This window comes from Halomonas sp. DP5N14-9, assembly GCF_019802175.1.
GTDB classification, from domain to species: Bacteria; Pseudomonadota; Gammaproteobacteria; order Pseudomonadales; family Halomonadaceae; genus Halomonas; species Halomonas litopenaei.
Map to the genome: position 1 here is coordinate 317,382 of NZ_JAHVHR010000002.1, position 17,941 is coordinate 335,322.

At 63.4% G+C, this 17,941-nt stretch carries 18 protein-coding genes and 3 tRNA genes; 7 read left to right on the plus strand and 14 right to left on the minus strand.

What is annotated here, in order from left to right; genetic code table 11:
• Positions 1 to 2: 2 nt before the first annotated feature.
• On the plus strand, positions 3 to 386 hold the full coding sequence (locus KUW00_RS02995) for a Na+/H+ antiporter subunit G (RefSeq protein ID WP_045992131.1): 384 nt from the start codon (positions 3 to 5) through the stop codon (positions 384 to 386).
• Positions 387 to 613: 227 nt separating this feature from the next.
• On the opposite strand, the gene hemH is transcribed toward KUW00_RS02995, so the two are convergent.
• On the minus strand, positions 614 to 1,684 hold the full coding sequence (hemH, locus tag KUW00_RS03000; RefSeq protein WP_108448054.1) for a ferrochelatase: 1,071 nt from the start codon (positions 1,682 to 1,684) through the stop codon (positions 614 to 616).
• A gap of 108 nt (positions 1,685 to 1,792) precedes the next feature.
• On the opposite strand from hemH, the gene KUW00_RS03005 reads away from it, so the two are divergent.
• Together KUW00_RS03005 and KUW00_RS03010 are read left to right on the plus strand one after the other, a co-directional pair.
• Entirely contained in the window at positions 1,793 to 3,373 is a 1,581-nt protein-coding gene (locus KUW00_RS03005; RefSeq protein WP_108131617.1) for a cryptochrome/photolyase family protein, read from the plus strand.
• The gene (locus KUW00_RS03010; RefSeq protein WP_222568201.1) at positions 3,370 to 3,750 is read left to right on the plus strand and encodes a thiol-disulfide oxidoreductase DCC family protein; all 381 of its coding nucleotides are present in this window, start codon (positions 3,370 to 3,372) and stop codon (positions 3,748 to 3,750) included. The genes KUW00_RS03005 and KUW00_RS03010 overlap by 4 nt, the downstream gene beginning before the upstream one ends.
• A 141-nt stretch (positions 3,751 to 3,891) precedes the next feature.
• Here the strand turns inward: KUW00_RS03010 and KUW00_RS03015 are convergent, their stop codons facing one another.
• The 9 genes from KUW00_RS03015 to rnr all read right to left on the minus strand — a co-directional run bounded on the left by KUW00_RS03015 (position 3,892) and on the right by rnr (position 12,074).
• A complete protein-coding gene (locus KUW00_RS03015) occupies positions 3,892 to 4,194 on the minus strand; it encodes a DUF6482 family protein (RefSeq protein ID WP_045992135.1) in 303 nt (100 codons plus the stop codon).
• Positions 4,195 to 4,589: 395 nt separating this feature from the next.
• Complete coding sequence (locus KUW00_RS03020) at positions 4,590 to 4,883, minus strand: hypothetical protein (protein WP_045992136.1); 294 nt, start codon at positions 4,881 to 4,883, stop codon at positions 4,590 to 4,592.
• Between the two features lie 78 nt (positions 4,884 to 4,961).
• Positions 4,962 to 6,350, minus strand: coding sequence for a replicative DNA helicase (gene dnaB, locus KUW00_RS03025; protein ID WP_045992137.1), 1,389 nt, complete (start codon positions 6,348 to 6,350; stop codon positions 4,962 to 4,964).
• 209 nt (positions 6,351 to 6,559) lie between these two features.
• Positions 6,560 to 7,006, minus strand: coding sequence for a 50S ribosomal protein L9 (rplI, locus tag KUW00_RS03030; protein ID WP_045992138.1), 447 nt, complete (start codon positions 7,004 to 7,006; stop codon positions 6,560 to 6,562).
• A gap of 16 nt (positions 7,007 to 7,022) precedes the next feature.
• Positions 7,023 to 7,874 carry a hypothetical protein gene (locus tag KUW00_RS03035; protein WP_222515625.1) on the minus strand — a complete coding sequence of 284 codons (852 nt, stop codon included), beginning with the start codon at positions 7,872 to 7,874 and terminating at the stop codon, positions 7,023 to 7,025.
• 10 nt (positions 7,875 to 7,884) lie between these two features.
• Positions 7,885 to 8,112, minus strand: coding sequence for a 30S ribosomal protein S18 (rpsR, locus tag KUW00_RS03040; RefSeq protein WP_016853668.1), 228 nt, complete (start codon positions 8,110 to 8,112; stop codon positions 7,885 to 7,887).
• Between the two features lie 45 nt (positions 8,113 to 8,157).
• Complete coding sequence (gene rpsF / locus KUW00_RS03045) at positions 8,158 to 8,529, minus strand: 30S ribosomal protein S6 (RefSeq protein WP_045992140.1); 372 nt, start codon at positions 8,527 to 8,529, stop codon at positions 8,158 to 8,160.
• Between the two features lie 164 nt (positions 8,530 to 8,693).
• Positions 8,694 to 9,434, minus strand: coding sequence for a 23S rRNA (guanosine(2251)-2'-O)-methyltransferase RlmB (rlmB, locus tag KUW00_RS03050; protein ID WP_222568414.1), 741 nt, complete (start codon positions 9,432 to 9,434; stop codon positions 8,694 to 8,696).
• Between the two features lie 165 nt (positions 9,435 to 9,599).
• Entirely contained in the window at positions 9,600 to 12,074 is a 2,475-nt protein-coding gene (rnr, locus tag KUW00_RS03055; RefSeq protein ID WP_108131325.1) for a ribonuclease R, read from the minus strand.
• A gap of 263 nt (positions 12,075 to 12,337) precedes the next feature.
• On the opposite strand from rnr, the gene KUW00_RS03060 reads away from it, so the two are divergent.
• From KUW00_RS03060 to KUW00_RS03070, 3 genes are all read left to right on the plus strand, one after another.
• Positions 12,338 to 12,424: transfer RNA gene (locus KUW00_RS03060), tRNA-Leu, on the plus strand.
• A 65-nt stretch (positions 12,425 to 12,489) separates the two neighbouring features.
• Positions 12,490 to 12,576, plus strand: a tRNA-Leu gene (locus KUW00_RS03065).
• Positions 12,577 to 12,641: 65 nt separating this feature from the next.
• Positions 12,642 to 12,728: transfer RNA gene (locus tag KUW00_RS03070), tRNA-Leu, on the plus strand.
• A gap of 201 nt (positions 12,729 to 12,929) precedes the next feature.
• Here the strand turns inward: KUW00_RS03070 and KUW00_RS03075 are convergent.
• Together KUW00_RS03075 and KUW00_RS03080 are read right to left on the minus strand one after the other, a co-directional pair.
• Positions 12,930 to 13,802 carry a DNA/RNA non-specific endonuclease gene (locus tag KUW00_RS03075; RefSeq protein ID WP_315901102.1) on the minus strand — a complete coding sequence of 291 codons (873 nt, stop codon included), beginning with the start codon at positions 13,800 to 13,802 and terminating at the stop codon, positions 12,930 to 12,932.
• 115 nt (positions 13,803 to 13,917) lie between these two features.
• Positions 13,918 to 14,193, minus strand: coding sequence for an Lrp/AsnC family transcriptional regulator (locus KUW00_RS03080; protein WP_045992143.1), 276 nt, complete (start codon positions 14,191 to 14,193; stop codon positions 13,918 to 13,920).
• 346 nt (positions 14,194 to 14,539) lie between these two features.
• Here KUW00_RS03080 and KUW00_RS03085 point away from each other — a divergent pair, with 346 nt between their 5' ends.
• A complete protein-coding gene (locus tag KUW00_RS03085) occupies positions 14,540 to 14,854 on the plus strand; it encodes a high-potential iron-sulfur protein (protein ID WP_045992144.1) in 315 nt (104 codons plus the stop codon).
• A gap of 128 nt (positions 14,855 to 14,982) precedes the next feature.
• Here the strand turns inward: KUW00_RS03085 and KUW00_RS03090 are convergent, their stop codons facing one another.
• Together KUW00_RS03090 and KUW00_RS03095 are read right to left on the minus strand one after the other, a co-directional pair.
• Complete coding sequence (locus tag KUW00_RS03090; RefSeq protein ID WP_222568202.1) at positions 14,983 to 16,548, minus strand: SpoVR family protein; 1,566 nt, start codon at positions 16,546 to 16,548, stop codon at positions 14,983 to 14,985.
• 100 nt (positions 16,549 to 16,648) lie between these two features.
• Positions 16,649 to 17,935: a YeaH/YhbH family protein gene (locus KUW00_RS03095; RefSeq protein ID WP_045992146.1), complete on the minus strand. Its 1,287-nt coding sequence runs from the start codon at positions 17,933 to 17,935 to the stop codon at positions 16,649 to 16,651.
• Between the last annotated feature and the right edge of the window lie 6 nt (positions 17,936 to 17,941).

Sequence of the window (17,941 nt, forward strand, 5' to 3'; positions counted from 1 at the left end):
CCATGTTCTACGTCATTCTCGAGGGGCTGATCTCGGTGCTGCTGATCGCCGGCGGGCTGTTTGCCTTCATCGGCTCGCTGGGCATGGCCCACCTGCGGGACTTCTACATGCGCCTGCACGGCCCGACCAAGGCCACCACCCTGGGCATGGGCTGCATCCTGTCCGGCTCCATGGTGTACTTCAGCGCCACCCAGGAAGGCACCCACCTACAGGAGATGCTGATCACCCTGTTCCTGTTCATCACCGCCCCGGTAAGCGCCCACATGCTGGCCAAGACTGGCCTGCACCAGCGCCTCAAGTATCTGGACAAGACCCGCGGCAAGCCGCTCGAATTCCGTGAGGAAGAGGTTGGGGATAAGCCGGTGCCCCACCCCGACCGAGACTAAGGCTTGTTCGAAAAGTGCCTGCGCTCGGTAATACGGCGTTAAAAATCAGGTCAAAATGCTCATTTACACCTCGTAAACTGCGCTTTCTCACCGATTTTTGCCTTGTCTAACCATCGCTCGCCGGCTTTTCGTACAAAGCCTGGGCATCATGCAAGCCAGACACGAAACGGGCAGCCCATGGGCTGCCCGTTCTGTGTCTGGCTATCGTGGCGCGAAAGGCCGAGCGATCAGATCCAGCCGCCCAGTTCGCGCTTGACGATATCGGCCAGCACCGCGATATGGTCGTCGCGATCGTTGAGACACGGAATGTAGATGAAGTGCTCGCCGCCGGCCTCCATGAAGGCGTCGCGGATCTCTTCCTCGATCTCTTCCAGGGTCTCCACGCAGTCGGCGCTGAAGGCGGGGGACAGTACGGCGATACTCTTGTGTCCCTGACGCGCCAGCTCCGCCACCTTGTCGACGGTGGCGGGGCCCACCCATTCTTCAGGCCCGAACTTGGACTGGAAGGCGGTGACCACTTCGTCCTCGGCGTGCCCCAGCCGTTCGCGCAGCAGCCGAGTGGTCTTCCTGCACTGACAGTAGTAGGGGTCGCCTTCCTCCAGAAAGCGCTTGGGTACGCCGTGATAGGACGCCACCACCACCGAAGGCTGGTGCGTCTCGTTCTCCAGGCGTTCGCTGACCGAGGCGGCCAGGGCCTCGATGTAGCCCGGCTCGTCGAAGTAGGCCGGCACCGTTCGCACCGATGGCTGCCACTTGCGCTTCATCAGCTGACGGAAGAACTGATCGCAGGCGGTGGCGGTAGTGGGCGAGCCGTACTGGGGATACAGCGGGAAGAACAGGATACGCCGACATCCCTTCTCCTCCAGCTCCTTGAGCGCCTTGTCGGTGGAAGGATTGCCGTAGCGCATGCCGAAGCTGACCTCGATCGAGTCCCCCAGCTCAGCGCGCAGCCGCGTCGACAGCTTCTCGCTCTGGCTTCTGGTGATGGTCAGCAATGGACTCTCGTCCTTGTCGGTGTTCCAGATGCTGCGATAGGCCGCCCCGGAAGCAAATGGCCGGCGACTCAGGATGATCAACTGCAGCAGTGGCTGCCAGAGCCAGCGCGGATAGTCGACCACCCGCTGGTCCGACAGAAATTCGCTGAGATAGCGGCGCATGGACCAGTAGTCGGTATCGTCCGGCGTACCCAGGTTGGCGACCAGCACGCCGATCTTTTCACGTGCGACGGCGGGGTGGTCGACCGGCGCCTGCTCCGGGCGATGGGCCTCCACCACTGAGGGGGGAACGGACTGATCCATGAAGGTGACTTCCTCTTGGTAGCGAATGCACAAAGCCTATCACCGGTGGGTATCAGGCTCGAATGAAGTGTTACTATGAAGAGGATTTGTACAATTTTTGGTGAACCCATGTCCAGATCCTTGATCCTGATCACCGGCGACCAGTTGAGCCTGGACCTCGGACTCTTGCAGACCACTGGCGACGACGACGTCGTCGCGCTGTGCGAGGTCGCCGAGGAAGGCCGCTACGTGCCGCATCATCCTCAGAAGATCGCCATGATGCTGTCGGCCATGCGCCACTTCGCCGCCACTCTTCGCGACAAGGGCTATCGCGTCCACTACAGCGCCCTCGATGATCCGGACAACGCCCATGGCCTGCTGGCGGAGGCGGAACGCCTCGCGCAAGCCTACGACTGTTCGCGGATTGTCACCACAAGGCCCGGCGAATGGCGGCTGCTGGATGCCATGGAGCGCCGCCAGGGCGGGATACCCTGGCAATGGGTCGAGGACGACCGCTTCTACTGCACGCCTGGTGAATTCGGCGACTGGTTGTCCCATCGCCGGCAGCCTCGCATGGAGGGCTTCTATCGACTGATGCGTCGCCGCACCGGCCTGCTGATGGAGGGCGATGAACCCATGGGCGGCCAGTGGAACTTCGACAAGGACAACCGACGGCCCCTGCCCCAGCACTACACGCTGCCCAAGCCTCCCCGCCACACCGTCGACGACTTGACCCGTGAGGTGCTGACACTGGTGGAGGAACACTTCGATGAACACTTCGGTCGTCTGGATGGCTTCCACTGGCCGGTCACCCGACGCCAGGCGCTGGTCGATCTCAGACACTTCATCGATCACCTGCTGCCGAGCTTCGGTGACGTCCAGGACGCCATCAGCGACAGCGATCCCTTTCTCTTCCACTCGCGCCTGTCCGCTCCCATGAACCTTGGCCTGCTCAGCCCGAGAGAGGTCTGCGAGGCCGCCGAAACCGCTTATCTCGAGGGGCATGCACCGATCAATGCGGTGGAAGGTTTTATCCGCCAGATCCTCGGCTGGCGAGAGTACGTCAGGGGCATCTACTGGACCCGTATGCCGGACTACAAGGGCTATAACGCCTTGCAGGCCCGCAGGGGTCTGCCCCACTTCTACTGGAGCGGTGACACCGGCATGCGCTGTCTATCCCGCGCGATCGGCATGACCCGGGACAACGCCTACGCGCACCATATCCAGCGTCTGATGGTGACCGGCAACTTTGCTCTGCTGTGCGACGTCAGCCCCGAGGCCCTGTGCGACTGGTACCTGGCGGTCTACGCCGACGCCTGCGAATGGGTCGAATTGCCCAATACGCTTGGCATGGTGTTGCACGCCGACGGTGGACTGATGGGCTCGAAGCCCTACTGTGCGTCAGGCAAGTACATCGATCGGATGTCTGACCATTGCCGCCACTGTCGCTATGACGTGAAAAAGACCCTGGGCGAAGACGCCTGTCCCTTCAACAGCCTCTACTGGGACTTTCTCGAACGTCACGCCGACACCCTGGCGAGCAATCCTCGCATGAAGCTGATCTATGGCTCGCTGCGCCGCATGAGCGATGACAAGCGCAGCGCCATGCGCCGCCAGGCCACGTCCTTTCTCGACAACCTGGCATGCGAACCGAGCTACGGTCAGGGTCCCCACCGCGACGGCTATCGACCTCAGGGAGCGAATCCATGAATCGGTTCGAGACACTCGCCACACCGCTTGCGCTGTTTCATGATGGTCAGTGCCCACTATGCCGCAAGGAGATCGCCTGGCTGAGGCGGCATCCGCGCAGCCGGCTGATCCACTTTATCGATGTCCGCGACGACGATTTTTGCGCCGAGGCCTGGGGCCAGCGCTTCGATGACATGCTGGGCAAGCTGCACCTGCGCGACGCCACAGGTCGCTGGTTCATCGGCATGGATGCCACTCGCGCATTGTACGCGACGCTGGGTCATCGCCGTTGGGTGCAGCTAAGCAGCGTACCCGGTTTGCGTGGACTGCTGGACATCGGCTATCTGGGCTTCGCCCGACTGCGCCCCTGGCTAACAGGGACTCAAAGGAAGCGATAAGGCAGGTCGACACCGCCAAGGGCCCTGGCAGCTTGCGCCAGGGACTTGTTCGGTGAACGTGGGTACATCAGTGGCAAGGCAGAGACGGCGAGACTGCCGTCGAGAGGGTTCCAGCACCAGGGTGGTGTGGAACGATGTCACTCAAAACACCAGGGGCATACGTGAGGCCAGCGGTTCGGCATAGTGGGCCTCGCGACCGATCACCTCGTCGTGGGCCACGTGCTGGACCAGGTAGGCGCGGTGGATACCGGCACGCTTGAGCTCCAGGTAGACGTCGTCCAGCGAGCGGAACAACACCGGCTTGCCGCGGCGGCAGAGCATCTTGCGGGCACCTTCCACGTCTTCCAGTTCGACCTGGTAAAAACGGCTGCCGGCATGGCCGATCACGCGAATCTCGAAGTTGTCGTGGCGGCCGACAAAGGCCTTGAGATCATTAATTTCCATCGTATCTTTCGCCTCTTTTCATCCTGTCGCGACGGGGGTCCTGTGGCCCCCGCCCTCCTTATGTGACGACACTACGGCGACGAGCGTGCCGATGATATTTCGGCAGACCATGACGCTCGTTTCATTTCCCTGTGCCGCGCATGTGACTCTCTGATCATGGCACAGCCTGGGCCCTTCGGGTGACATTCCCGTGACGGTGTGAAGAATTTCTCTGATCTGGATACATATTGGCCGTTTCGCGCGCACAGCGGGTTAAACGACCTCCATGATCGCGGCGGAGAAAGGGGGTCTTCAGCGGCAGGCAGCGCCTTTGCGGGAGGAAGTGGAGAGCTTGAAGGAGGGAAAACGAAGGCCCGCGACACGAATGCTCGCGGGCGACGGATCCGGCGGTGAGACTACTGGTAGTCGGAGGGATCGATGGCCTTGCCGAGGGAGTTGCGGTCGACCCAATTGCCGGCCTTGGTCTCCTTGTAGCGAAACACCACCTTGTCGCCGATCTGCACCGGCAGCTCGGAGTCTTCTGTCTGGTAGCTGTAGTCCACGCCGTCCACTACCAGGTGATAGCGATACAGATCGGGCATGCCGAGCCATTCCTTGAACGGGCCTTCCCGTTCCACCGAGGTCAATTCGCCACGGGCTTCCAGCTTGGGCGCGCGACGGCGATTGCCGCGTCGAAATCCGCCTGCCATGTCAGGTCTCCTTCACTGTGTCTGTCGAAATCGCAAGGGGCGGCATTATACGAGCCCGTCGGTCAGGCTCAAGCACGTTTATTCGCCGAAGGTATCACCGTAGCTGTCCGGCGCCAGATCCTCGAAGCGGGTGTACTTGCCGATAAAGGCCATGTGCACCGTCCCGATGGGACCATTACGTTGCTTGCCGATGATGAATTCGGCGAGCCCCTTGTTGTCGGGATTATCCGGGTTGTAGACCTCATCACGATAGACGAAACCGATCAGGTCGGCGTCCTGCTCGATGGCCCCGGATTCACGCAGGTCCGACATCACCGGACGCTTGTTGGGGCGCTGCTCCAGCGAGCGGTTGAGCTGCGACAGCGCAATCACCGGGCAGCCGAACTCCTTGGCAAGCCCCTTGAGCGAGCGCGAGATCTCCGAAATCTCGCCGGTACGGTTGTCACCGAACCCCGGCACCTGCATCAACTGCAGGTAGTCGATCATGATCATCGCCAGGTTGCCGTGCTCGCGCACCACGCGACGCACCCGTGAGCGCATCTCGTTGGGCGACAGCGCAGCGGTGTCATCGATGAACAGTTGCTTGTCCTTGAGCAGGTTGACCGCCGAGGTCAACCTCGGCCAGTCCTCGTCCTCGAGCTGACCGGAGCGCACTCGGGTCTGGTCGATACGCCCGAGTGACGACAGCATGCGCAGCATGATCGAGTCCGCCGGCATCTCCATGGAGAACACCATCACCGGCTTGTCGCTGGACACCACCGCGTGCTCCACCAGGTTCATGGCGAAGGTGGTCTTGCCCATGGACGGGCGGCCGGCGACGATCACCAGGTCGGAGGGCTGCAGCCCGGAGGTCATGTCATCGAGATCGCGAAAGCCGGTCGACAGGCCGGTCATCTCGCCTTTCATGTTGAACAGCTCGTCGATGCGATCGACGGCCTTGGTCAGCAGCTCGCTCATGCCGATGGGGCCGCCGGCCTTGGGGCGGTCCTCGCTGATCTGGAACACCAGCCGCTCGGCCTCGTTGACCAGCTCATCGGCAGGACGCCCATTGGGGCTGAAGGCGCCGTCGGCGATCTGGTTGGCCGCCTGGATCAGCTTTCTCAGGGTGGCGCGTTCGCGCACGATGTCGCCATAGGCGCGGATATTGCTGGCCGAGGGAGTGTTGCGGGCCAGCTCCGCCAGGTAGGCGAGCCCGCCCACGGTGTCGAGCTGGTCGCGCCCCTCCAGGGCCTCGGACAGGGTCACCACGTCCAGCGGACGGCTCGACTCGGCCAGCGCCACCATGGCGTTGAACACCAGGCGATGCTCGTAGCGATAGAAGTCGTCGGCCACCAGCCGGTCGGCGATATTGTCCCAGGCCTGATTGTCGAGCATCAGGCCACCCAGCACCGACTGCTCGGCCTCCACCGAGTGCGGCGGAACCTTCAGCGCCGCGGCTTCACGATCGATGGTCTGGACGTCACTCATGCGCTTGTCTCTTCGCTGTTGTTCACGGCGCCATGCCACTGGATCCAGGCTGTGTCCGAAAAGTCGACGAGCGCAGCCACTCTCCAGACAAGCCTTAGTCTACCCGAAGCCGGGTCCGTCGCACGATCACCCGTGCGGGCGATCGCGAGCCACAAAAAAGGGCGCGGGATGTGACTCCCGCGCCCTTGCCACTGCCGTGGGAGACGACCTTACTCGGCCACCACCACCACGCGCACGGTGGCGTCGACGTCGGCATGCAGGTGCAGCACGATGTCGTATTCGCCGGTCTGGCGGATCGGGCCTTCCGGCATGCGGACTTCGCTCTTGGCGACGTCGATACCGGCGCTGGAGATCGCCTCGGCCAGGTCACGCGGACCGATGGAACCGAACAGCTTGCCTTCGTCGCCAGATTTGGCGACCAGAGACAGCTCGATGTCGTTGAGCTGCTCGGCGCGAGCTTCGGCTTCGGCCTTGCGCTCGGCGGCCTGAGCTTCGAGCTCGGCACGCTGGGCTTCAAAGGCAGCGATGTTGTCCTTGGTGGCCGGTACGGCGAGACCGTAGGGCACCAGGTAGTTGCGGCCGTAACCAGGCTTGACGGTGACCTTGTCACCGAGACCGCCCAGCTTGCCAATGTTGTCGAGCAGAATGACTTCCATCTCGTAAACCTCTATGTCAGTTGCTGTGACCCAGACGCCCGCGGAAGTCCGCGAAGGTATCGATCAGGGCCACAACCAGCACGATGAGAATCATGGGCCAGGTGGTGATCAGCAGCAGATAGAACGCGACCAGCCACAACCCGTTCATTCCCTTACGTCCAACTACACCATGTGTCAGGCCGATGCCGGCCATCAGCAGCGGAATCCAGGCCAGCATGCCGATCCCGGGGAGACCCAGCAGGGTGCCGGCGATCACCAGCACCACCAACAGGATCAGCTCCCTCGGGGTGAGCCGCAGGGCGTGGAACTCTTCCCGGAAACCTCCCGGGTTGTAGAGCCCCGCCTGCCAGCTGCGTGCCAGGGCCAGACAGGCCACCGCAGCGAGCATCACCACCAGACCGGTGACACCGCTGATGACCAGCTCGGCCAGCCGACTGGCGTCGAGCCCCTGGGCAGCCAGCTCGTCGAGCATGGCCGCCACCTCGGAGGAACTCTGGCGCAGCTGCTCCAGCATCAGGGCGGTGTCTGCCTTGGGCAGGAACACCCCCAACTGGATCATCGCAGCGCCGGCCAGCGACCCCAGGATCAGCGCCTCGCCCCAGCGCATGCGGGAGCGCAGCACGATGGCCATCAACAGCGCCAGCAGGGTGGTCGCCAGAGGGATCGGATCTCCCTGGGTCCACCACCAGCCTGCCGGCACCGCCGCAGCGGCGATCACCGGCATCGCCGGTGCCATGCCCTTGCGCAAGGTCACCAGAGCGGCAATCGCCGCCCCGAACCAGAACAGCCAGGGCACCGCAGACGCCACCAGCGCGACCAGAGTCGCCTGGGGCATGCCTTTCATCGACCATCGGGCGACGGGCAGCATCGGCGACGACTTACTGGTGGCTGTCGGTGTAAGGCAGCAGGGCCAGGTAGCGTGCGCGCTTGATCGCGGTGGACAGCTGGCGCTGGTAACGGGCCTTGGTACCGGTGATGCGGCTGGGAACGATCTTGCCGGTCTCGGTGATGTAGGCCTTGAGCGTGTCCAGATCCTTGTAGTCGATCTGCTTCACGCCTTCAGCGGTGAAACGGCAAAACTTGCGGCGACGGAAAAAGCGTGCCATGGAAAGACTCCTTATACGTGCGTTGCAGAGCTAGTGATGCGCGGCTCAGGCGGATTCAGCGGTGCGCGGCTTTTCTTCGCGACGGGCACGCTTCTCTTCCACCGGCTTCATCATCGGAGACGCTTCGGTGATGGCTTCCTTGCAGCGCACCACCAGGCTGCGAATGATGGCGTCGTTGAAACGGAAGATGTTCTCGATTTCCTCGAGGGTCTCGCCGCTGCACTCGACGTTCATCAGCACGTAGTGAGCCTTGTGGATCTTGTTGATCGGGTAGGCCAGGTGACGGCGGCCCCAATCCTCGAGACGGTGAACAGTACCGGCGTTCTCGGTGACGATGCTGGTGTAGCGCTCGACCATGGCCGGAACCTGCTCACTCTGGTCCGGGTGGACCATGAAGACGATCTCGTAGTGACGCATGGATTCTCCTTTCGGTTTGGCAGCTTCCGCAGGGGCCTGAGTAGTCTCGGCGCCGGGGGAAGCAAGGAGTGAATAACAATTAGCCTGTCCCGCGCAGAACGCACGGGCGCACAGATTCTACGGAGTTGTGATCAGGGTTGCAAGCCGATGCTGGGGCGACACCGTCATCCGCGGGCCTTGAGCTCGCGCTGGCGCACCACCTCGAACAGACAGACGCCGGTGGCCACCGACACATTGAGACTCGAGACGGTGCCCGCCATGGGCAGCTTGACCAGGTTGTCGCAGGCCTCCCGGGTCAACCGACGCATGCCCTTGCCCTCGGCCCCCATCACCAGCGCCATGGGCCCGGTGAAGTCGGCAGCGAAGACGCTGGCGTCGGCCTCGCCGGCGGTACCGGTGATCCACACCCCTTCTTCCTTCAGTCGCGCCATGGCGCGGGCCAGGTTGGTCACCTGATAGACCGGCACGCTCTCGGCGGCACCGCAGGCCACCTTGCGCACGGTGGCGTTGAGCGGTGCCGACTTGTCCTTGGGCACGATCACGCCGTGCACCCCGGCGGCGTCGGCACTGCGTAGACAGGCGCCGAAGTTGTGAACGTCGGTGACACCATCGAGGATCAGCAACAGCGGCGGCGTCTCCAGCGGCCAGGCCTTGAGCTTGTGCCACAGGGACTCCTCGCCCTCCGGCGCCAGTGGCGGACAGAACGCCACGATACCCTGATGGGAGGCACCCTGGGAAAGGCCGTCGAGCTCTTCACGAGGCACGCTCCTGAGCCTGGCGCCGCGACTGCGCGCGGTATCGACCAGCTCACTGAGACGACGCTCTGCGTCGCCCTCCTGCACCCACAGTTCCTTGGGTGATTCGCCACGCTCCAGCAGTGCCCGGACGGCGTGAACGCCGAACACACTGTCGAGGCCGTTCGGCACTGCCGGACCATGCTGACCACGCCCCTTGCCACGCGCCTGAGTACGCGCCTGGTCATGCGTCTGGGACTGGCTCTGGCCGTGGCGACGGCGTCTGGAATCATGCTTGGCCACGGGCGGCCTCCTGGTCAATCATCACGCGGGTGTTCATCCCTTGTTGCCACGCCGCGGACCGCGGCGCCGACGTCCGCCCTTCTTCTTCGGGGCGTCCTGTTCGCCGACCCCGGAAGGGCCGTCGGCACGGCGCTTGGTGTCGCCCTGGGCCGACCTGCCGCCACGCCCCTTGCTGGCCTGGGCGGGCTTGTCACCTTGCCCATTGCTACGCCCCTTGCCCTGCGCGCCTGCGTCGCGACGCTTGCGCGGTGCCCGACGAGGGCGCGGCTTGTCGTCGGCCATCTCGAAGTCGATCTTGCGCTCGTCGAGGTCGACTCGAGCCACCTGAACGGTGACCCCATCGCCCAGACGATAGCTGGTGCCGGTACGCTCGCCCTTGAGACGATGCTTCTCGGGCTCGTAGTGGTAGTAGTCCGACGGCAAGGAGGTGACGTGGACCAGCCCCTCGACATAGAACGCGTCGAGGCGCACGAAGATACCGAACTGGGTGACCGAGGCGATGGTACCGTCGTAGACCTCGCCGAGCTTGTCGGACATGAACTCGCACTTGAGCCAGCCCTCGACGTCACGGGTGGCGTCGTCGGCACGACGCTCGGTCATCGAGCAGTGCTCGCCAAGTTCGAGCATCTGCTCGAAGGTATAGGGACACCACTTGGTCGGCGGCTCCACCGGCGCTCCCTCGGCGCGCAGCACGGTGTTGGTCTGGCGCGGTCCGCGGATCACCGAACGAATGGCGCGGTGCACCAGCAGATCGGGATAGCGACGAATCGGCGAGGTAAAGTGGGCGTAGGCCGGGTAGGCCAGGCCAAAGTGGCCCTCGTTGTGGGGCGAATACACCGCCTGACTCATCGAGCGCAGCATCACCGTCTGGATGATGTCGGCATCGTCGCGACCCTTGATCGCCTCGGCCAGGTCACGGTAGTCCTGGGGCGTCGGTTCATCACCACCGCCGAGTGACATGCCGATCTCGTTGAGGAACAGCCGCAGCTTGTCCAGGCGCTCCGGCGACGGACGCTCGTGGATACGGTACAGCGCCGGCAGGTCGTGCTTGTCGAGGAAGCGCGCGGTGGCAACGTTGGCCGCCAGCATGCACTCCTCGATGATCTTGTGGGCGTCGTTGCGCGAGCGCGGCACGATCTTCTCGATCTTGCGCTCGTCGTTGAAGACGATGGCGGTCTCGGTGGTCTCGAAGTCGATGGCACCCCGTTCGGTGCGCGCTTCTCGCAGCAACTGGTAGAGGCTGTGCAGGTTCTTCAGCGACGGCACCAGCGACTTGTACTCCTGGCGCAGGGCCTCGCCTTCCTCCCCCTCGTCCTGAAGGATCGCCGCCACCTTGTTGTAGGTCAGCCGGGCATGGGAACGGAACACCGCCTCGTAGAAGCGATAACGGCTGATGGCCCCGGTCTTGGAGATGTTGAGCTCGCACACCAGCGCCAGACGATCGACGTCCGGATTCAGCGAGCACAGTCCATTGGACAGCAGCTCCGGCAGCATCGGCACTACCTGCCCCGGGAAGTACACCGAGTTGCCGCGGGCGATGGCCTCCTGATCGAGCGGGCTGCCGGGACGCACGTAGTGCGACACGTCGGCGATGGCGACAAGGAGCTTCCAGCTGCCCGAACGCGTCTTGTAGGCACACACCGCGTCGTCGAAGTCCTTGGCGGTCTCGTCATCGATGGTGACCAGCGGCTTGTCACGCAGGTCGATGCGGTGGAGCTTGTCCTCCTCGGCGACCTCGGCGGACATGCTGGCGATCTGGTCGGTGACATCCGGCGGAAACTCGGACGGGATCTCGTAGCTTCTCAGCGCGATGTCGATCTCCATACCGGGATCCATACGCTCTCCCAGCACCTCGATGACCTCACCCACCGGCTGCACCCGGGTCTCGGGCTGCTTGACTATGCGTGCCGAGATGACCTGGCCGTCCTGGGCGCCACCACAGGCGCTGTGCGGGATGATCACCTCCTGGGTGATCCGATTGTTCTCGGGGATCAGTACCCCGAACTCGGGAGTATTCTCGCGATACACACCGACGATGGTCTGGGTGTTGCGCGCGATGACGTCCACCACCGTGGCCTCGTCACGGCCCCTGCGATCGCGTCCGCTGATGCGCACCAGCACGTGGTCACCGTGAAACACCCGGCGCATCTGTCGCGGGGGGATCACCAGATCAGGCTTCTTGCCGTCGTCGCGCAATAGAAAGCCGAAACCGTCCCGATGCCCCAGCACCTTGCCCTTGATCAGATCGAGCTTGTCGATCAGCGCATAGGCGTTGCGACGGTTGCGCAGCACCTGGCCGTCCCGCTCCATCGCGGACAGTCGGCGACGCACAGCCTCGCGCAGGTCCTCGTCATCGAGACCCAGCTGATCACTCATGGCCTCATGGGTCACCGGCGCCCCGATTTCCTCGAGCCGCTTGAGCAGGTATTCGCGGGACGGGGCGGGGTTGTCGTACTTGTGGGCTTCGCGGAGAGCGTGTTCGTCGGCGTCGAGCGTCCAATGGGTCATGCGAAAGGCATCCTTGGCAGGGTCGAGGACGGCAGGTGAGCGCCGACTCCCGGGCGCGAGCGTGCGGTCTTGTCGAAAATTTGTCGTAACATGCGCGCAGTATAGCGCTGGCGCGGCCTTGACCCAACCATAAGCGCCCGTGGATAGACCCGCCGCCCACCGAGGGCCCATTCAGGCGATGGTCACAACGGCAAAAAAAATCGCGCGATTCCCTATCGAGACGCTTGCATTATTCAGATGATTCGGTAACATACGCGCCACTTGCCCAGATGGCGGAATTGGTAGACGCGCTAGCTTCAGGTGCTAGTGTCCTTATGGACGTGGAGGTTCAAGTCCTCTTCTGGGCACCAACGATCCTTCGGGATCACGACGATGCAAGTCGTCACGCTCTTTGTCAGTCAAGCAGCACGTGTTCGCCCAGGTGGCGGAATTGGTAGACGCGCTAGCTTCAGGTGCTAGTGTCCTTATGGACGTGGAGGTTCAAGTCCTCTCCTGGGCACCATCGACTCGTCAGGGTCGACGAACACGACAGACTGATGCAAGATTGACAAGAGAATCGCATGACATGCCCAGGTGGCGGAATTGGTAGACGCGCTAGCTTCAGGTGCTAGTGTCCTTATGGACGTGGAGGTTCAAGTCCTCTCCTGGGCACCATCGTCATGCAGACAACGGATCCACATCGGATCAACAAGAACCCGCGCCTCGTCGCGGTTTTTTTGTGCCTGAAATCTGCACCGCTCCCGGCTATCCCTCTACCTCACCTTCCTCTTGCACTATCCCTCTGCGCCCCCTCCTGACGCAGCAGAACAGCAACAGCCAGCTCCGCCGTCTTTCCGGCACCCGCGAACTCTCTACCTAGTCGAATCGAGAGGGCAACTCGGCCACCTGGGACAATGCCCAGTCGCCGACCCCCGCGACCGACTCCCAGTCGGCTTCCTGGCTCGCCGCCAGCCGCGGCAGGAAATTCAGCCCGGTGCTTGCTTCTACCTCGTCGATGCTGACCAGAAACTGCTTGAGCGACTCGTCGCCACGCACGTCCTGGGGCATCACAAACGCCACCGCCAGCGGCGTATCGCCCGGCACCACCACGATCTTGTAGAACGCCACCGGCACCTCGACGAAGCCGACGCGATCGAGTAGACGATCGATCTCGAGATCGGTGATTCGTGTCTCGGCGTAGATCGGGCCGGTGATCACCTGCAGCCGGCCGAAGCGCGGCAGGAAGTGGTCCATCACCACCTCCTCCAGGCGCTGCCACAGCTGCCGATTGAGCGCGGGCTTCTGCGGCATCATGTTGCTCATCAGAAAGCTGTCGTCCTGGGCGTCTTCTCCCCACACCTTGGCCATGGCGTAGTTCGGGGCCAGGTGGCCGCGGTCGTAACCACTGCCCGAGTAGCTCGTGGTGCTGACAGGCCACAGCGTGCGCCAGTCCTGGCGGAAACCGGGTCGCGGCCCGATCTGTCGATCCCCGCTCTGGCGTAGCTCATAGCTGACCCACAGCGCACCGACGCGGACATCCGACCATCCGAGCAGATAGCCATCGTTGCGCATGACGCGGGTGAAGGACAAGACGCCGGGCTCGGCCCACTCGGTTACCCCCATCCAGCTCATGCGATCACGGTAGCCCTGCTCTGTGCTGTGCCACAGAAAGGCACCCGCGGCGACCAGCACCAGCGAGACAAGGAGGTTTCGGGGGCGGGGTATCAGGCGATCGAGTGAAAGGTCCACACGCTTCCTTGATGCAAAGAGTCACGAGATGGCGAAGAGGTGCTGGTCGCCGGCGCGTCGAACGAGCGGCGTTGCGCCGGCCCGGCGCAGTCACCGGGCTGCACACGCGATCTTGCTACCACCCCAGCGAGAACATGGTCTCCAGGTCGTGACGGGAGTGCACCTGCATGGCGTTGAGGGTCTCGGTGTCGGCGATCCCCTCCACCGCGTTCAGGCGACCGGTGACGAGTTCGGCCAGGCTCTCGAAATCACGGGTGCGCGCGATCGCCACCAGGTCGTAGCGACCACAGGTGGAGTACACCTCGCTGATGCCGTCGACCTCGGCGAGGCGCTCCGCCACCGCCTTGACCTGGCCCTTTTCGGCATTGATCAGGATCACTGCATTCTGCATGGTCGCCCTCCTTCGATGTCCGTCTTCGCCTGGCCAACCAAGCCCACGGCACAGACGGCAAGATGTGGTGTGCTCGCGGCGCAGTATATCAGCGCCGGCGCGGCACGGGCAGCACCACCCGACAGGCACCACCTGCGTGGCGGATTGCCGCAGCGGAGTAGCGAGGATTCGCCAAGACTCAAAGGCTTAGCTAATCTGAATGTTCAGCGCCGCCTAGAGCGCACGAGGTCGCCCAGGCTCACCGGGCACACTCGATAACATCGGTCCAGCAGAAACGGACCCAACCAAGACCGTTCGACTATCGACTTCGATCACCATCGATCGAGCCACAACGAGGAGCCCCACCATGGCCAAGCACAGCCGCCGTGACTTCCTGCGCCACAGTCTGCTGGGCATCGCCGCCCTGCCTCTGGGCGCTGGCGTACTGTCCCGCACCGCCCTGGCCCAGAGCCTGCCGCGCCTGGATACCGACAACGCCCAGGCCAAGGCGCTCGGCTACGTCGAGAACGCCAGCGACGCCAGTGGCAACGCCGCCTACGAAGAGGGAGAGACCTGCGCCAACTGCATGTTCTTCAACGCCGAGACCGAAGGCTGCCAGCTGTTCCCGCAGAACAGCGTGGAGCCGGGCGGGTGGTGCCAGTCCTGGACCGCCAAGCCTTGACGTCTGGCTGACCCAGCGTCGGATTTACCAGGGGTAGGCTGAAAAGAACTCGCCCCTGAGCCACACCAGAACGACAACACCCCGGGCCGATGGCCCGGGGTGTTGTCGTTTGCCGCTCTTGCCGAGTCTCAAGCGCCTTCTTCGCTGTCCGGCAGCGGCCACTGATAGCGACGCACCACCTCGTCGCCGTCCCAGGACTCCAGCTTGACCGGAAAGCCCCACAGTTGATGCAGATGACGGATCACCGGATAGACACTGCGTGCCAGCGGTCGCCGCTGATCCTGCACGTGGCGCAGCGTCAGCGAACGATCACCACGGATATCCGCCTCATAGACCTGAATATTGGGCTCACGCAGCGACAGCGCATACTGCGTGGACAGCGCCTCGCGCACCCGCCGGTAGCCGCGCTCATCGTGGATGGCGCCGACTTCCAGGGTCTCCTCCTGATCATCGTCGACGATCTGGAACAGCTTCAGATCGCGAATCACCTTGGGCGAGAGAAACTGCTGAATGAAGGACTCGTCCTTGAAGTTGCGCATGGCAAAGTTCAACGTCTCGCGCCAGTCACTGCCGGCGATGTCGGGGAACCACTCGCGGTCCTCGTCATTGGGCGCCTCGCAGATACGCTTCAGGTCGGTGAAGATGGCGAACCCCAGGGCGTAGGGGTTGATGCCGTTGTAGTAGGGGCTATCGAAGGCCGGCTGACTGACCACGGCGGTGTGCGACTGCAGGAACTCGAGGATCAGCCCTTCGTCCACCGCGCCCTCGTCGAACAAGCGATTCATCAGGGTGTAGTGCCAGAAGGTCGCCCAGCCTTCGTTCATCACCTGGGTCTGACGCTGGGGGTAGAAGTACTGGGCCAGCTTGCGCACGATGCGCACCACCTCACGCTGCCAGGGCGCCAGCAGCGGAGCGTTCTTCTCGATGAAGTACAGCAGGTTTTCCTGGGGCTCCGGCGGATAACGCCCGCCGCCTCGCAGCCCCAGCGGATCGTCCTCGGACGCCATGGGCTCTGCGATGCTGCCCACATCACCGGTCGGAATGGTGCGCCACAGGGCGTTGACCTGGGTCTGCAGGTAGTCTTCGCGTTCCTGCTGACGGCGAGCCTCCTCCTCGGGAGATACCGGGGACGGACGCTTGTAGCGGTCGACGCCATAATTCTGCAGGGCGTGACAGGCGTCGAGTAGCTGCTCCACCGCCTGGACACCGTGGCGCTCTTCGCACTGGCTGATGTACTTGCGGGCGAACACCAGGTAGTCGACGATCGAGGAGGCGTCGGTCCAGGTCCGAAACAGATAGTTGCCCTTGAAGAAGGAGTTGTGGCCATAGCAGGCGTGCGCCATGACCAGCACCTGCATCATCAGGGTGTTCTCTTCCATCAGGTAGGCGATGCAGGGATCTGAATTGATCACCAGTTCGTAGGCCAGCCCCATCTGACCACGCCGATAGGCCTGCTCCACCGCCAGAAACTGCTTGCCGAAGGACCAGTGGTGATAGCCCACCGGCATGCCGACGCTGGCGTAGGCGTCCATCATCTGCTCGGTGGTGATGATCTCGATCTGGTTGGGGTAGGTATCGAGCCGGTACTCGTCTGCCAGTCGCGCGATCTCGGCCTCGAACTCGGTGAGATCGTCAAAGCTCCAGTCGGAGCCGGTGGCGATGGGCTTGGCGTGGCGCTTGGTCAAGGTGGTCATGGAGCTCCCCTCCTCTCCGGGGCTCTATCATCGCCCGGAGTTGCGTAGCGCTTGTTCAGGGGCCGCAAGGCCCCGGTCGGCTGTCGAGTCGACCGAGGGGTCAACTCTCGGCGCGACGCTTGAACAAGGCACGGAACACCGGATAGATATCCCCCGGCTCGACGATCTGACGCATGGCGAAACGGTCAGGATAGGCCGCCTCCACCCGCTCGTACTCTTCCCACAGGGCCTGGTGGGCGTGGGGCGTGATCTCCACGTAGGTGAAGTACTGCAGGCGCCCCATCAGTGACTTGGTCAGGAGCTCGCGACAGTTCACCGAATCATCGTCCCAGTTGTCGCCATCCGAGGCCTGGGCCACGTACAGATTCCACTGACCCGGCGGGTAGCGCTTGTCGATGATCTCGTCGACCAGGGTCAAGGCGCTGGAGACGATGGTGCCGCCGGTCTCCCTGGAGTAGAAGAACTCCTCCTCGTCGACCTCCTTGGCGGCGGTATGATGCCTGACAAAGACCAGCTCGACCCGCTCGTAGCTGCGCTCGAGAAACAGGTACAGCAGCAGGAAGAAGCGCTTGGCGATGTCCTTGTGGGCCTGGGTCATCGACCCGGAGACGTCCATCACGCAGAACATCACCGCCTTGCTCGATGGCTGGGGCTGGTTGATCAGGTGGTTGTAGCGAAGATCGTAGGTGTCGATGAAGGGCACCGCCTCCAGGCGCCGCTCCAGGCGCTCGATCTCGTCCTTGAGCTCCTGGATGCGAGCGGGGTTTCTGAGCACCGGATCCTTGCGTTCCTCGACCTCCAGTGCCTCCTGAGCCTCGCGCAGGGCCCGACGAATGGGCGCCCGCATGGCGATACGTCGGGCCTGGGCCTCGCGCATGGAGCGCACGATGTTGATCCTCGCCGGCACCCCGTCCCGGGACACCCCTGCGCGCACCGGCCGCACCTCCTCGACGTCGACCAGCGGCTTGCGCTCCAGGTGGGGCAACTCCAGGCCGTCGAAGACAAACTCGAGAAATTCCTCCCGCGTCAGGGTGAAGGCGAACTCGTCCATGCCCTCACCCTGATTGGAAGCGCCGCCTTCGCCGCTGCCATCGCCGCCACCGCCGCCACCGTCCGGACGGCGCAGGCGATCCCCTTCCTGAAATTCGCGATTGCCCGGCGCGACGATGGAGCGACGCCCCCCGCTACCGTGCTGGAATACCGGCTCGGAGATATCACGGCTCGGGATCGAGACCTTCTCGCCGCGCTCCATGTCGGTGATGGAACGGCGATTCACCGCCTCCTCCACGGAGCGCTTGATATGGGTCCGATAACGGTCAAGAAAGCGCTGGCGGTTGACCGCGCTCTTGTTCTTGGCGTTGGCTCGGCGATCGATGAAGTAGGTCATGGGACC